Origin of the sequence: Pantoea sp. 18069 (assembly GCF_902706035.1) — a bacterium.
Lineage (GTDB): Bacteria > Pseudomonadota > Gammaproteobacteria > Burkholderiales > Burkholderiaceae_C > Comamonas.
On the sequence record NZ_CACSJA010000015.1, the window covers coordinates 105,540 to 120,243 of the forward strand.

12 protein-coding genes are annotated in these 14,704 nt (G+C 66.5%); 8 read left to right on the plus strand and 4 right to left on the minus strand.

Translation table 11 applies throughout. The features are described from left to right. Window position 1 precedes the first annotated feature (1 nt). From GVL12_RS13825 to GVL12_RS13845, 5 genes are read left to right on the plus strand one after another with little or no spacing between them, the layout of a single operon-like run. Window positions 2-775, plus strand: a complete 774-nt coding sequence (locus GVL12_RS13825) for a 1,6-dihydroxycyclohexa-2,4-diene-1-carboxylate dehydrogenase (protein WP_159914916.1) — start codon at window positions 2-4, stop codon at window positions 773-775. Window positions 776-821: 46 nt separating this feature from the next. Then, the gene (locus GVL12_RS13830; protein WP_159914918.1) at window positions 822-2,183 is read left to right on the plus strand and encodes an MFS transporter; all 1,362 of its coding nucleotides are present in this window, start codon (window positions 822-824) and stop codon (window positions 2,181-2,183) included. Between the two features lie 21 nt (window positions 2,184-2,204). Continuing rightward, entirely contained in the window at window positions 2,205-3,404 is a 1,200-nt protein-coding gene (locus GVL12_RS13835) for a benzoate/H(+) symporter BenE family transporter (RefSeq protein WP_159914920.1), read from the plus strand. Beyond that, window positions 3,401-4,672: a GTPase gene (locus tag GVL12_RS13840; protein WP_159914922.1), complete on the plus strand. Its 1,272-nt coding sequence runs from the start codon at window positions 3,401-3,403 to the stop codon at window positions 4,670-4,672. Before GVL12_RS13835 ends, GVL12_RS13840 begins: the two co-directional genes overlap by 4 nt. After that, window positions 4,669-6,255, plus strand: a complete 1,587-nt coding sequence (locus GVL12_RS13845) for a GTPase (protein ID WP_159914924.1) — start codon at window positions 4,669-4,671, stop codon at window positions 6,253-6,255. The genes GVL12_RS13840 and GVL12_RS13845 overlap by 4 nt, the downstream gene beginning before the upstream one ends. A gap of 54 nt (window positions 6,256-6,309) precedes the next feature. Here the strand turns inward: GVL12_RS13845 and GVL12_RS13850 are convergent, their stop codons facing one another. From GVL12_RS13850 to GVL12_RS13860, 3 genes are all read right to left on the minus strand, one after another. Next, window positions 6,310-6,900, minus strand: a complete 591-nt coding sequence (locus GVL12_RS13850) for a peroxidase-related enzyme (RefSeq protein ID WP_159914926.1) — start codon at window positions 6,898-6,900, stop codon at window positions 6,310-6,312. Between the two features lie 149 nt (window positions 6,901-7,049). After that, window positions 7,050-8,495, minus strand: coding sequence for a catalase (locus tag GVL12_RS13855; RefSeq protein WP_159914928.1), 1,446 nt, complete (start codon window positions 8,493-8,495; stop codon window positions 7,050-7,052). Window positions 8,496-8,619: 124 nt separating this feature from the next. Beyond that, window positions 8,620-9,162: a PAS and helix-turn-helix domain-containing protein gene (locus GVL12_RS13860; RefSeq protein WP_159914930.1), complete on the minus strand. Its 543-nt coding sequence runs from the start codon at window positions 9,160-9,162 to the stop codon at window positions 8,620-8,622. Window positions 9,163-9,249: 87 nt separating this feature from the next. Here GVL12_RS13860 and GVL12_RS13865 point away from each other — a divergent pair, with 87 nt between their 5' ends. The 3 genes from GVL12_RS13865 (at window position 9,250) to GVL12_RS13875 (ending at window position 12,177) form a co-directional block, all read left to right on the plus strand. Further along, entirely contained in the window at window positions 9,250-9,957 is a 708-nt protein-coding gene (locus GVL12_RS13865; protein WP_159914932.1) for a CoA transferase subunit A, read from the plus strand. 2 nt (window positions 9,958-9,959) lie between these two features. Next, on the plus strand, window positions 9,960-10,598 hold the full coding sequence (locus GVL12_RS13870) for a 3-oxoacid CoA-transferase subunit B (protein ID WP_159914934.1): 639 nt from the start codon (window positions 9,960-9,962) through the stop codon (window positions 10,596-10,598). A 148-nt stretch (window positions 10,599-10,746) separates the two neighbouring features. Then, on the plus strand, window positions 10,747-12,177 hold the full coding sequence (locus GVL12_RS13875; protein WP_159914936.1) for an HD-GYP domain-containing protein: 1,431 nt from the start codon (window positions 10,747-10,749) through the stop codon (window positions 12,175-12,177). 13 nt (window positions 12,178-12,190) lie between these two features. On the opposite strand, the gene GVL12_RS13880 is transcribed toward GVL12_RS13875, so the two are convergent. Continuing rightward, window positions 12,191-14,425 (minus strand): AsmA family protein, encoded by a 2,235-nt coding sequence (locus tag GVL12_RS13880; protein ID WP_159914938.1) that lies wholly within the window; start codon window positions 14,423-14,425, stop codon window positions 12,191-12,193. Window positions 14,426-14,704 lie beyond the last annotated feature (279 nt).

A 14,704-nucleotide genomic window follows, 5' to 3' on the forward strand; every position in this document is an offset into this window, starting at 1 on the left:
CATGAAGACATTTGAAGGCAAGGTGATGCTGGTCACCGGCGCGGCGCAGGGCATAGGCGAGCGCGTGGCCGAGCTGGCCGCGCAGCAGGGCGCGCGGCTGGCGTTGGTCGACCGTTCGCCGCTGGTGCAGGAAGTGCGCGCCCGGCTCGAGGCCGTCACCGAAGTGCTGGCCATGGAGATCGACCTCGAGCAGTTCGAGGGCGCGCAGCAGGCGGCGCAGCGCACCCACGCGAAGTTCGGCCGCATCGACATCCTGGTCAACAACGTGGGCGGAACGATCTGGGCCAAGCCCTATGAGGAATACGCTGCGCAGGAGATCGAAGCCGAGGTGCGGCGCTCCCTGTTTCCCACGCTCTGGGGCTGCCGGGCGGTGCTGCCGTACATGCTAGAGCAGCAGCAGGGCGCCATCGTCAATGTCTCGTCTATTGCCACGCGCGGCGTCAACCGCGTGCCGTACGGCGCGGCCAAGGGCGGCGTGAACGCGCTGACGGCCTGCCTGGCGTTCGAGAACGGCGAGCGCGGCATACGCATCAATGCGGTCGCGCCCGGCGGCACCGAGGCGCCGCCGCGCCGGATTGCGCGCAACGCGGCCGAGCAGACGCCGGCGGAAAAGACCTGGTACCAGCAGATCGTCGACCAGACCGTGTCCAGCAGCCTGATGAAGCGCTATGGCTCGCTGGACGAGCAGGCCGCGGCCATTCTCTTTCTGGCGTCCGACCAGGCTTCCTACATCACGGGAACGGTGCTGCCCGTCGGTGGTGGCGACCAGGGATGACGCGCCAGTGCTGCGAACGACAACAACCAAGACAACAGGAGACAACATGAAGACACTGGATGTGAACGAGGTGATTGACAACGCGCGCTTCACGCGCTTTCACTGGACGGTGATGTGGCTGTGCGCCACGCTGCTGATTTTCGATGGCTACGATCTTTTCATCTACGGCGTGGTGCTGCCCACGCTGATGCAGCATTGGCAACTCACGCCGGTGCAGGCGGGTGCGCTGGGCAGCTATGCGCTGTTCGGCATGATGTTCGGCGCCTTCATCTTCGGCCCGCTGGCCGACCGAATAGGCCGCAAGAAAGGCATTGCCATCAGCTTCGTGCTGTTCAGCCTGGCGACGTTTGCCAGCGGCTTCGCCTCGACCCCGACCGAGTTCGGCATCTTGCGCTTCATTGCCGGTCTGGGCTGCGGCGGCCTGATGCCCAATGCGGTGGCGCTGATGAACGAGTACGCGCCCAAGCGCTCCAGAAGCACGCTGGTGGCCATCATGTTCAGCGGCTACTCGCTGGGCGGCGTGCTGTGCGCCGGCCTGGGCATCTACATGCTGCCGCGATTCGGCTGGCAGTCGATGTTCTTTGCGGCCGCCGCGCCGCTGGTGATCCTGCCCATCGTGCTCTGGAAGCTGCCGGAATCGGTGGGCTTCATGCTGCGCCAGGGCCAGCACGACAAGGCCCGCGCCACGCTGCGCAAGATGGCGCCGCAACTGAAGCTGGATGCCGGCACGCAACTGGTGCAGTCCGGCAGCAAGGGCGCAGGCGCTCCCATGTTCGACCTGTTCAAGGAAAGTCGCAGTCTTGGCACGTTCTTGATCTGGCTGTCCTTCTTCTGCTGCCTGCTGATGGTGTACGCGCTGGGCTCCTGGCTGCCCAAGCTGATGGCCAACGCCGGCTACAGCCTGGGCTCCAGCCTGTCCTTTCTGCTGGCGCTCAATTTCGGCGGTGTGATCGGCGCCATTGCCGGCGGCTGGCTGGGTGACCGCTTCAGTCTGCCCAAGGTGATGGTCGGCTACTTCGCGCTGGGCACGGCATCGATTGCGCTGCTGGGCTTCAACAGCCCTATGCCGGTGCTCTATCTGCTGATCGTGATTGCCGGTGCAACGACCATAGGCACGCAGATCCTGCTGTATGCCAACGCCGCGCAGTTCTATCCGCTGGCGATCCGCTCGACCGGCATTGGCTGGGCTTCGGGCGTGGGCCGCATCGGTGCGATTGTCGGCCCGCTGCTGGGCGGCTCGCTCATGGCGGCAGCGCTGCCGCTGAAGATGAACTTCCTGGTGTTTGCCATTCCCGGTCTGGTGGCCGCGCTGGCGATAGCCGTGTTCATGCTGGTCTATCGCCAGCGCGCGAAACCGGCCACGGCGGCCGGCCTGGCGCCCGCGGCCGGCGCGCGCACGCTGGCCTGAAAACGCCGCCTTGCCCACGCCATGAGATTCAAGGACTTTTCCCTCAGCGCCTGGGTGGCCGGGGGGCTGGCGGTGCTGATTTCGTACTGCGGGCCGCTGGTGATCTTCATCCAGGCCGCGCAGGCCGGTGGCATGGGAGCGCAGATGCTGAGCTCGTGGATCTGGGCGATTTCCCTGGGCGCCGGGCTCAGCGGCCTGCTGCTGAGCGTCTGGCTCAGGCAGCCCATCATCACGGCCTGGTCGGCGCCGGGAACGGCCTTGCTGCTGAGCCTTTTTCCGCAGATCTCCATGGCCGAGGTGGTGGGGGCCTACCTGACGGCGGCAATGCTGGTCATCGCCATCGGGGTGAGCGGTTGCTTCGAGCGCATCGTCCAGCTGATTCCCAGAGGCATTGCGGCTGGAATGATGGCAGGCATCCTGTTCCAGTTCGGTGTCCAGGCGTTCCGGGCCAGCGCAGAACTTCCGCTGGTGGTGTTTGCCATGCTGGCGGCTTACCTGGTGGGGCGGCGCCTGTGGCCACGCTATGCCATCGTGCTGGTGGCCGGGGTCGGCCTTGCGGTGGCGACCCTGCTGGGGGAGACCCGGCTGCAGATGCTCGAGCCCGTGCTGGCCAGCCCGGTGTTCGTGGCGCCCGCCTTTGGCTGGAGCGCCTTCTTCAGCTTCACCGTGCCTTTGCTGCTGGTGAGCCTGACCGGGCAGTATCTTCCGGGCATGAGCCTGCTGCGGCTCGCGGGCTACCAGACACCGTCGCGCGCCGTGCTCGCCGGCACGGGCCTGGCTTCGCTGCTGGTGGCCTGCTTTGGCGGCATCTCCATCGTGCTGGCTTCCATCACTGCCGCGCTGTGCACCGGCAGCGACGCCCATCCCGATGCCCGCAGGCGCTATGTCGCCGGCATTGCCAACGGCATCTTCTATCTCGTCGGCGCGGCGTTTGCCGGCAGCATCGTGCTGTTGTTCAACGCTTTTCCTCCACCATTCATTGCCGCGCTTGCGGGTCTGGCGCTGATTGGCGCGATTGCCAGCAACCTCGATCTGCTGGCGCAGGAGCGCGGCACGCTCGAGGCTTCGGTGATTGCCTTTCTGGCCACGGCGTCCGGCATGTCGCTGTTCGGGCTGGGCGCCGCATTCTGGGGCGTGGTGCTGGGCATCGCCAGCCACCTGGCGCTGCGCCCGCGCGCCATCGGCGCAAGCCATGCTTCTTCCGAAAGCCAACGTAAATGACGCCATCCTTTCAGCGGCAGGACGCCGAACTTCAAATCCTGTGTGCGCTGCCCGGGCGTGCGCATGACCTGGCGCGCCTGGGCCTGCTGGCTGCGCCGGGGCGCGCGCCGGTGGTGACCGTGATCGGCAAGTACAACCATGGCAAGAGCCGCTTGCTCAACGAACTGATAGGCATGGCGGCGTTCAGCGTCGCGGACCGGCGCGAGACGCTGGTGCTCGGCGAGCGCTTGCATGCCGGCGTGTGCTGGCTGGATGCGCCCGGCCTGGATGCCGATGTCGACGCGGCCGATGACGGTCACGCGCTGCAGGCCGCGTGGCTGAAGTCGGATATCCGGCTGTTCGTGCATGCGGCCAAGGAGGGCGAACTCGATGCTGCCGAGCGCAGCCTGCTGGCCGCGCTGCGGTCCGACGCGCAGCGCTCGAAGCGGCAGACGCTGCTGGTCCTGACGCAGGTGGATCAACTGGTGGACGAGGCGCAGCAGCAAAAGGTCATGCAGGCGATCGCGCTGCAGACCGCCGCGATGGCGCTGCATGCGGTGTCGTCGACACGCTATCGCCAGGGCGTGGACGCGGGCAAGCGCCTGCTGCTCGAGCGCAGCGGCATTCCCGCATTGCAGTCGGCGCTCAAGCGCGCGCTCGAGGGCGTGGCGGAGGCGCGCTGGCACGAGGCCATGCTGCTGTTCAACGAGATCCAGGCCGAATTGCTGCAGTTGCAGGCGGCGCGGCAATCGGCCTTGCAAGGCCTGTGCCATGAGCAGGTACAGCAGCGCCTGCGCTTCGACACCGACCTCATCGCCGTGCTGGACAAGGTGGCCGAAAGCATGCGCGCCGTGCTGGCGGCCCCCGGCCCGGACCATTCGCTGACGCCGGACTCCTTTGCCAACCAGTTCAAGCTCACGCCTGGAAAGCTCGAACGCAACCGGCTGCAGGTGGCGTACTCGACAGCCTGTATTGAAATCAATGCCGTCCTGCTCAAGCATGGAGCGACCGAATTGCCGCTGGCGCAGCAAACCTCGGTTCGCAGCCTGGACAGCGTGATGGTCGCCGTGATGGGGGTCTACGTGAAGTACCGGCGGGATCTGGGCGAGATTTTCTGCCAGGTGCCCGGCCGCGAGCGCCTGCTGCACGAGTTCAGCCGCTATTACGAAGCTTCAGTGGATCGCGTCGCGCTGGCGCGTTCGGTGGCCGCTGCCGGGCAGGCGCTGCGCGCCGCGGATCAGGCCTTGGCCGCACATGTCCGCTGCACGCCGTCCCGGGAGGCACCATGATGCCCGCCGACAGCCTGGAGCGGCAGCTGATCGATGTGCTGGATGCCATTGCGCTGCACAGGCCCGATCCGGGCGCGGCGCAAGGCCGGATGGGGCGCTGGTTCAGCGAGCTGACCCAGGCCATGCGGACCCATAGCCTGCCAGGCCATGCCGCGCTGGGCGGTGATCATGCACTGGCGCAGCAGCGCGAAGCGCTCAATGCTGCGCTGACGTCCTGCATGGCCACCTGGGAGCGGCAGTGGCACAGGCTGGCGCCGGCGCAGGCGCTGGCGCAGTCGTTTGAAGATCACGTCATGCTGCTGGTCTTCGGCAAGTTCAACGCGGGCAAGAGTTCGCTGTGCAATCTGCTGGCCGAGCGCTTTGCGGCCCATGGCCGCAGCGTGCATTTCTTTCGTCTGAGCGGCGGGCGCGTCGAAGATGTGCGCGGGCCCTTGCCCGAGGGCGCCACGGAGACCACGGCCTGCGTGCAGGGCGTGCGTCTGGGCGAACGGCTGGTGTTGCTGGACACGCCTGGCCTGCATTCCGTCACGCCGGAAAATGCCGAACTCACGCAGTGCTTCACCGACAGCGCCGACGGCGTGCTGTGGCTCACCAGTTCCACCTCGCCGGGCCAGGTGCAGGAGCTCGGCGAGCTGGCGCGCGAGCTGCATCGCCACAAGCCCTTGCTGCCGTTGATCACGCGCAGCGACGTCATCGAGGAGGATGAGGTCGATGGCGAGATCGTGAAACGGCTGCGCAACAAGAGCGCCGCCAATCGCCGCCTGCAGCAAGAGGATGTGCAGGCGCGCGCGCAGCAGAAACTGCAGGCCATGGGCGTGGCGCCGGCGCTGCTCAAGCCCGCGGTGTCGCTGTCGGCCCATGTGATTCGTGCACAGGGGCAGACGCCGCAGGCCTTGAGCGAGGGAGGCTTGACGCGGCTGTATGCGGCGCTGCTTGAAATCGTCGAGGCGGCGCTGCGCTACAAGCAGCGCAAGCCCGCGGAAGTGCTGCTGCACCATCTGGAAGAAACCGTGTTGCACGCGCTGGAGCAGCAGCTGTGCCCAGGGCTGGCGCTGCTGGGCCGGGATATCGTGCAGGAGCGAGAGCGGCTGCGCGCACTGCAGCCGCGGCTGGTGCAGCAGGTACTGCGCCAGGTGCTGCTGCAGCTTGCCGCGCTGCTGCAGCGCTGGGAGGCGACGCAGGACCTGGCCGGGCTGTGCGGGGAGATCGACGCCCTCGCGCAATCGGCGCTGGGCGATGAAATCGCGGCACGACTTGGCGGCTATGCGTGCGCCGGCATGGCCCCGCCCGAGCCGCTGCGCAGCTGTCTTCCGCCAGGCCTGGGGTACGAGGTCTTTTATGCAGACCAGGCCCCGGCACATGGCTGCGCGCAGGGCGCGGCGCCCATGTTTATCGGGCATGCGAGCCTGCATGCTGCGCTGCAGGACCTGGTTGGCGAGCGCGTCGCGCGCCAATGTGCACTGGCCCTGGCGCGCTGCCATGAGGCGCTGGATCAGGTCGGCACGGGCGTGCGCAGTCTGGAGGATTGCCTGCTGCGCCAGCGCGCGCCCTTGCTGCAGATCAGGGATGAGCTGAGAACGTGAACACGTTCTGAGAACGGGCGCCCTCTGAAGGTCGCGGCACCCGCTGGGCGAAAGTCAGGCGCGCGCAGCGGCCTTGTCCTTGGGCACGCGCCCCATCAGATAGAACTCGGGGTTGGGCTGCATGCCGGCGAAGCTGGCCATGCGGTTGGACAGGCCGAAGAACGCGGTGATGGCCGCGATGTCCCAGAGGTCCTCGTCATCGAAGCCATGGGCGTGCAGCGCGGCGAAGTCGGCGTCCTCGATTTCGTGGCTGCGTTCGCTGACCTTCATCGCGAAGTCGAGCATTGCGCGCTGGCGCGGCGAGATCTGGGCCTTGCGGTAGTTGACCGCGAGCTGGTCGGCAAGCAGCGGCTTCTTCTCGTAGATGCGCACGATCGCGCCATGGGCCACGACGCAGTACAGGCATTGGTTGGCCGCGCTGGTGACGGTGACTATCATCTCGCGCTCGCCCTTGGTCAGCGAGCCTTCCTCCTTGAGCATCAGCGCATCGTGGTAGGCGAAGAACGCGCGCCATTCGGCGGGCCGGCGCGCGAAGGCAAGAAAGACGTTGGGAATGAAGCCGGCTTTTTCCTGGACTTCGAAAATGCGCGCACGGATGTCCTCGGGCAGGTCGTTGAGATCGGGGAAAGGGTAGCGGTTGGACATGGTCAGCGTTCTCCTGGAGATGCCCCAGCATAGTGCGTCGCGCGCGTCTTTGCCATGCGAACAATCCAGAATGGCCACCATGAAAAAGCCCCCGGCGGCGGGCGCCGATGGGGGCTTGAAGGCGCGAGGCCGGCCGCAGCCGGCGGCGATTACTGGCTTGCCTTGAGCGCCGCGATGGCCTGGGCCACGCCGGCGCCATAGGCCGGGTCGGCCTGGGTGCAGTGGGCGATGTGCTTTTGCACGATGTGCTCGGACACGCCAAAGATGTTGCGCGCCGTGTTGTCGAACAGGCGCTGCTGGGCGTCGGGCGTCAGCAGGCGGAACAGGTCGCCGGGCTGGGTGAAGTAGTCGTTGTCGTCTTCGCGATAGTTCCAGCGCGCGGCCGATCCGTTCAGGGCCAGCGGCGGTTCAGTGAAGTCGGGCTGCTCCTGCCATTCGCCCCTGGTGTTGGGCTCGTAGGCAATCGTCGCGCCGTAGTTGCCGTCGACGCGCATCGCGCCGTCACGGTGGTAGGAGTGCACGGGGCAGCGCGGCGCATTGACCGGGATGCTGTGGTGGTTCACACCCAGGCGGTAGCGCGCGGCATCGCCATAGGCGAACAGGCGCGACTGCAGCATGCGGTCGGGCGAGACGCCGATGCCGGGCACGAGGTTGGCGGGCGTGAACGAGGCCTGCTCGACATCCGCATGGTAGTTGTGCGAGTTGCGGTTGAGCTCGACCACGCCGACTTCGATCAGCGGATAGTCCTTCTTGCTCCAGACCTTGGTCAGATCGAAGGGGTGGAAGCGGTAGTGCTCGGCTTCGGCTTCGGGCATGACCTGCACGCACAGCTTCCATTTCGGGAAATCGCCACGGTCGATCGCGCCCAGCAGGTCGCGCTGCGAGCTTTCTCGGTCACCGGCGACCACGGCCGCGGCCTCGGCGTCGGTGTAGTTCTCGATGCCCTGCTGACAGACGAAGTGGAACTTCACATAGAAGCGCTCGTTTTGCGCGTTGTAGAAGCTGTAGGTATGCGAGCCGAAGCCGTGCATGTGGCGGTAGTCCTTGGGAATGCCGCGGTCGCTCATCACGATGGTGATCTGGTGCAGGGCTTCGGGCAGGCCGGTCCAGAAGTCCCAGTTGTTTTCCGCCGAGCGCATGTTGGTGTAGGGGTCGCGCTTGACGGCCTTGTTCAGGTCGGGGAACTTGAGCGGGTCGCGGAAGAAGAACACCGGCGTGTTGTTGCCGACCATGTCCCAGTTGCCTTCCTCGGTATAGAACTTCATGGCAAAGCCGCGGATGTCGCGCTCGGCATCGGCCGCGCCGCGCTCGCCGGCCACGGTGGAAAAGCGCGCGAACATTTCCGTGGTCTTGCCGATCTCGGAAAAGATCTTGGCCTTGGTGAAACGCGTGATGTCGCCCGTCACGGTGAAGGTGCCGAATGCGCCCGAACCCTTGGCATGCATGCGGCGCTCGGGAATCACTTCGCGGTTGAAGTGGGCGAGCTTCTCGAGGTGCCAGATATCCTGCAGCAGCATCGGTCCGCGGGGACCTGCGGTCATCGAGTCCTGGTTGTTGGCAACGGGAGCGCCGGCGACTGTGGTGAGTTTGTTCATGCGTGGCCTTTCGTTATGGAAATGAAGCAATCGGTGCGTTTGATTATTGAGGTAAACCGGCCGTTTGCGTCGCCCGGGCGATTGCAAGTTTGAAACTCCGCCATAGGTTTTTTTATGACATGTTCTAACCCAGCGTGAGCTTGCGCACCAGATCGGCGGCCGTGGCCGCGCCGTACTTGCGCATCAGGCGCGCGCGGTAGATCTCCACCGTGCGGTGGCTGATGCCCAGCGCCTTGCCCATTTCCTTGGAGGTCAGGCCTTCGAGCAGCCGCGCCGCGACTTCGCGTTCGCGGCCCGTGAGGCCGGCCTTGACGGGGCGCTGCGCGCTCAGGTCCTCGAAGCTCCATACGCCGGCCGCGTGCGGGTTGCCGCGCTCCAGCGTGCGGCCCGAGACATGGCACCAGAACGCTTCGCCCGTCGCGCGCCGCATGATGCGGCTGTCGGAATACAGCCCCGTGGCGCTCAGGATGGGCGCCATGCGCAGGCCCAGGCGCTCGTATTCCTCGACCGAAGGGTAGAGCACCTGGAACGACTGGCCGACGAGCAGTTCGCGCGACGCGGCGAACATCGTGCACAACTGCTGGTTGCAATCCGTCATGATGCGGTTGCGGGAAATCGCCAGGCCCACGGGCGCCATCTCGAAAGCCAGCCGGTAATCCTCAGTCATAGGCCCTGTCCATAGTGCAAGTCTTTACGGAAAACTACGTACTTCTCTACGTGGTATCCTAGCGCATACCCTTACCAGGAGACAAGAATGAAAAAGCTTTACCCCTCAGCGGCGCAAGCGTTGCAAGGCGTGGTGGCCGATGGCCAGACCCTGGCCGTCGGCGGCTTTGGCCTGTGCGGCATTCCCGAAGCGCTGATCGATGCGCTGCGCGACAGCGCGGTGCGCAATCTCACGGTGATCTCGAACAATGCGGGCGTTGACGGCTTCGGCCTGGGCAAGCTGCTCGAGACCCGGCAGATCAAGAAGATGATCTCGTCCTATGTGGGCGAGAACAAGGAATTCGAGCGCCAGTACCTCGCGGGCGAGCTGGAGCTCGAATTCACGCCCCAGGGCACGCTGGCCGAGAAGCTGCGCGCGGGCGGCGCGGGCATTCCGGCGTTCTTCACCAAGACCGGCGTGGGCACGCTGGTCGCCGAAGGCAAGGAATTGCGCGAGTTCGACGGCGAGACCTATGTCATGGAGCGCTCGCTGGTGCCCGACGTGTCGCTGGTCAAGGCGCACCGCGCCGACAAGAGCGGCAACCTGCAGTTCCGCCTGACCGCGCGCAACTTCAACCCCGCGGCGGCCACGGCCGGCAAGATCTGCATTGTCGAAGTCGAGGAAGTGGTAGAGACCGGCGAGATTGCGCCCGACGACATCCACCTGCCGGGTATCTACGTGCACCGCATCGTGCACAACCCGAATCCTGAAAAGCGCATCGAAAAGCGCACCATCACCGCAAAGCAAGGAGCCTGACCATGGCGTGGACCCAAGACCAGATGGCTGCGCGCGCGGCGCAGGAACTCGAAGACGGCTTCTATGTCAACTTGGGGATAGGCATTCCCACCCTGGTGGCCAACCACACGGGCGACAAGGAAGTCTGGCTGCAGTCGGAAAACGGCATGCTGGGCATAGGCGCGTTTCCGGCCGAGGACCAGGTCGACGCCGACCTGATCAACGCCGGCAAGCAGACCGTCACGACCATTCCCGGCTCGGCGATCTTCGGCAGCGACCAGTCGTTCGCGATGATACGCGGCGGCAAGATCAACCTGTCCATCCTGGGCGCGATGCAGGTCAGTGAAAAAGGCGACCTGGCCAACTGGATGATTCCCGGCAAGATGGTCAAGGGCATGGGCGGCGCCATGGACCTTGTGGCCGGCGTCAAGCGCGTGATCGTGCTGATGGAGCATGTCGCGAAGAAAAAGGACGGCACGACCGACCTCAAGATCCTGCCGCAGTGCACCTTGCCGCTGACCGGCGTGGGCGTGGTCGACCGCATCATCACCGACCTGGGCGTGTTCGATGTGACGCCCGAGGGCCTCAAGCTCGTCGAACTCGCCGACGGCGTCGATTTCGACCAGGTCCAGGCCCAGACCGGCGTGACGCTGCTGCGCTGAGGTTTTGCGCGCTGCCTGAACAATGCAACGGCCCGCAAGGGCCGTTTTCTTTGGGCAACGCAGCCGGCGTCGGGGGCAAGGGCGCCGCAATGGGGCAAGACGCTGACAAGGCCTTACATTTATGGCCTGTCCCAATACACTCGAACGAATGTCAACAAGTGCTCTCCCAGACCCGGATGCGGTGCCGGATGATCTGCGCGACAGCGTGCATTTCCTGCGGGCGATCACGCAGCTGGCCGAAAATGACAACGTCATCACGCACAGCGCTATCTTCACCGACCGCGGCATCAAGCTCGTCGAGAGCGGTGCGCGCATCGACAGCCGCCTCTATGATCGGCTGGTGCAGGCGCCGCTGCGCGAGGCCATAGACCACCACCTGATGGTCGACAACATGGTCTGCATACAGTCGATCGAGGCCGAAGTCATGGTGCAGTGCGAAACCGTGGGCCTGGTCCGCAGCCTGGTGGCGGCGCTGGGCGGCGTGGACCGCCTGCTCACGCCGCTGCGCTTCATACCCCTGCCCAGGCCGATTGCCTTCAAGCTGACGCTGATGCGCGAGCAGCGGCCCGAACTCTACGCCCACAGCCTGCAGATGATGCTGGTGGCGCTGTACCTCGCGCTCGAGGCCGGCTGGACCGAGCGCGAATGCGTTCCGCTGGCGGCGGCCGGGCTGCTGCACGACATCGGCATGCTCTACATGCCGCCGGCCTGGACCGATGCCGGCCACAAACTGACGCCTGCGGAGCGCAAGCAACTGGTCGCGCATTCGGTGACGGCGATGTGGGTGCTGCGCGAGCAGCGCGTCTACCCGCTGTCGGTGCAGATCGCCGTGCTCGAACACCATGAATGCATGGACGGCAGCGGCTACCCGCGCGGCCTGCAGGGGGCAGATATCTCACCGATGGGGCAGATGCTGATACTGGCCGAGGTGGTCTCGGCATTCCACGAAAAGTATGCCGACATGGCGGGCTCGCGCCTGTCGTTGATGCTGCGCATGAACCACCGCCGCTACCCCCCGGACCTGGTGCGCAAGATACTGCCCCTGCTCGCGGGCGATGTCGACGCAGGCCTGGAGATAGGGCCGCTGCTGGACGAAGTGCAGACCATGACGGCGCTGCTGGGCCAGGGTTTTGCGCGCTGGGCCGAGATGCGCGCGCAGTTGCCGGCTTCGCTGCCGCTTGCTTCGCCGGCGCTGGCCAGAACCTCCGCACGGCCCGTGGACCGTGCCGTGGTCTGGCTCGACGGACGTCTCAAGGCGCTTGAAAAGGAGCTCGCCCAGGCCGGCTCGCACCCCCAGCAGCTGCCCGGCCTGCTGGGCTATCTCAAGGAAGACCTGCAGGGCATGGCCGAACTCGCGCTGCTGCACCGCGAAGCCGTGTGGCAGCTCGAAGCCATTGCCAACAACTGCCTGCGGCGCTGGCCGCAACTGCTAGAGCGCGCCGGGCCCATGGAGCATGCGCTGGCCGACTGGTGCCTGGCTGCGGGCCGGCAGGCGGGCGAAGAGGCGGGTGAAGAGGCGGGCGAAGAGGTTCGCAAGGCACCGGGCGACGATACGCCGGCCGACGCCCCCCGCGTCTAGCCGCAACGCCGCCTCAGGGCGCGGGCGGCTTCTTGTTCGCGCCCTTGCTGCCCGACTGTACCGCGGCCCGGCCCTGGGCCAGCAGCTGGCTGCAATTGGCGTCGTCTTCGGCGCCGGGCACGGTGATAGGCACCAGCGCCAGCGCGACCGGCGCGATCGCAATCGCCGCGGCCGCGGCGCCCGCGCGCAGCAGCAGCGGCCCGGCCTGGGGCCCGACCTTGGGCTGGGAGAACGGCCCGCGCACGTACAGCGGCGTGCGCAGCGAGAAAAACTTCCATTCCAGCGATTCGGGCTTGATGCGCAGGTCGAACTGTTCGTTGGCCATGTCTATCGTGCCCGTGGCTTCGACATTGGCTTCGGGCGTGGCAAGTTTTGCGACCCGGGCCTGGGCCACGCCCTGGCGCACCGCGAAATCGGCGACCGCGCACTGCAGCTTGACTTCCTTGTCGTCGCCGAACAGCTTGGCGACCACGATGGAGCCGACATTGAGCGCCGCGAGATCGAGCAGCTGGCGGCTCAAGGTGCCGTCGCGCACGAACAGCTTGAACTCGCCCGTGCTCGTGCCCAGCAGCTTGGCGACCGAGTTGCCCTGGGCGCTGAGCGCCACCGCGCCATCCATCTGGCCCAGGCTTTTTTCCATCAGCTCGACCTTGGGGAACAGCGCCGACAGCTTGAGGCCCGCGACCGTGCCCTTGATCTCGCCCTGCAGCGGTTGCCTGTTGCTGTCGAGCACCACGACGGTGTCGAACCTGCCCTTTGCAACGTCGAAGCGCAGCGGGTCCAGGCGCAGCACGCCGTCTTTCAGGATGGCATGCGTGCTCAAGGCGTTGATCGGTAGCGTGTCCGAACTGACGATGTGCTTGCCGTCGAATTGCAGATCGAGGTCCATCGCGTTCCAGCGGCCGATGTCGAAAGTGTCGTCGGGCAGGATCTTGCCGCCCGTGGCCTTGGCGCGCTCGGCCTTGGCTTCGGAAGTGCCCAGCACGGGCACGAGGTCGGCCAGGCGCAGCTGCTCCGAGCGCATGCTGCCTTCGAGGCGTGGCCGGGGCTTGCCCGAGGTGTAGGTCAGATGGCCCTGCAGGTCGCTGCGGCCGACCTTGCCGCGGAAGTCCTCGTATTTCCAGACCGCCTTTTCGGGCGCGAGGCTGCCGCTCAGATGGCCGCGGGTCTCGAAAGGCGGCGTGTTGGGCAGTACCAGGCCGGTGAGCGGGTAGAGGTCGGCCATGCTCGCGGCCTTGAGCGTGACGTCGAAATCCAGGCCCGACAGCGACACCGGGTTGGCCAGAATGCCTTCGGCCGTGGCCGCGACGCTGCCCGCGCTGGCCGAGAACTGCAAGGGATAGTCGACCTTTTGTTCACGCAGGCTCAGCACCGGGCCGGCCTTGCCCCGGCCCGCGACCTGGGCCTTGCCATAGCGGCCCGTGAGCGCAAAGCCCAGGCCGTAGGGGCTGTCAGCGGGCGCGTTGTCGACGGATGCGAGACGCGCGCGCACGGCAAGATCGATGCTGCCGTCGACGTAGCCCAGCCAGCCTTGCTGGATGCGCAGCTCGCCGACGTCGAATTGCCAGGGCGTGGCGCCGGGCTCGGGGCGCTCGAATTGCCAGTTGACCTTGCCGTCCTTGCGCCGCGCAAAGACGATGTCGGGCCCGTCGAGCACCAGCGTGTCGATCTGCAACTGGCGCGCGAGCAGCGGCCACAGGCGCAGCGAGGCGCTGGCGTGGGCAATGCTGGCCATGGTCGCGGCGTCACGCGCGGCGGCGGGCGCAGGCGTGTCGCTGCCTGCCTGGGCGGCCACGGGCTGGGCGGCGCCGGCCCGGGCCGCAGGCGTCTTCGCATCGTCCCGGGGCAAGAGCGTGTCCAGGGCCTTGCGCGTGGGCAAGGCCGGCAGGCCGGCCGCCGCGCGCTCGGGCGCTTCGGGCGTGGGGAAATCGACGGGGTTGCCCAGCGTGAGCTGCTCGGCATGCAGGGTGACGCCCGGCACCCAGTGCCGCCAGCCGGTATCGAGCGGCTGAGGCCACTGCCATCGGGCCGTCAGCGGCCCGGCGATGGAGAAACTGCGGCCCGTGGCCTCGCTGACTTTCTGCGCTATCCAGGGCTTGTAGCGGTTCAGGTCGGCATAGAGGATGAACAGGATGGCCGCGACCAGCAGGGCCAGCAGCAGCGCGACGATGCCCGCGGTCCAGCGCAGCGCCCGATGGCGCTGGGCGGGACTGGCCGCAGAGGTGTCTTGGTGTTCTGAAGGGGTCATGAAAGGGCTGTAGCGGGGCAAGGGCAAGTCAAAAAAGGCGCGGCAGTAACCGCGAGCAACCGTCCTCGGCCGCAGGATGACTGCATCCTAGCCCCGCAGGAGGCCGCATCCAAGCGCGCGGCAGCCGCTTGCGCCATTGGCTTACAGGCCGGATGCCCGCAGGCGCAGGTTCGCGCGCAGTCGGCCACGGGGAGTGCAACGCTTTGTAGCTGCACGGGGGGCAGCGGCTCGGGGGCCGGAATGCGGCTCCAATAGGCCTAAAATCACGCCGCCATGCAC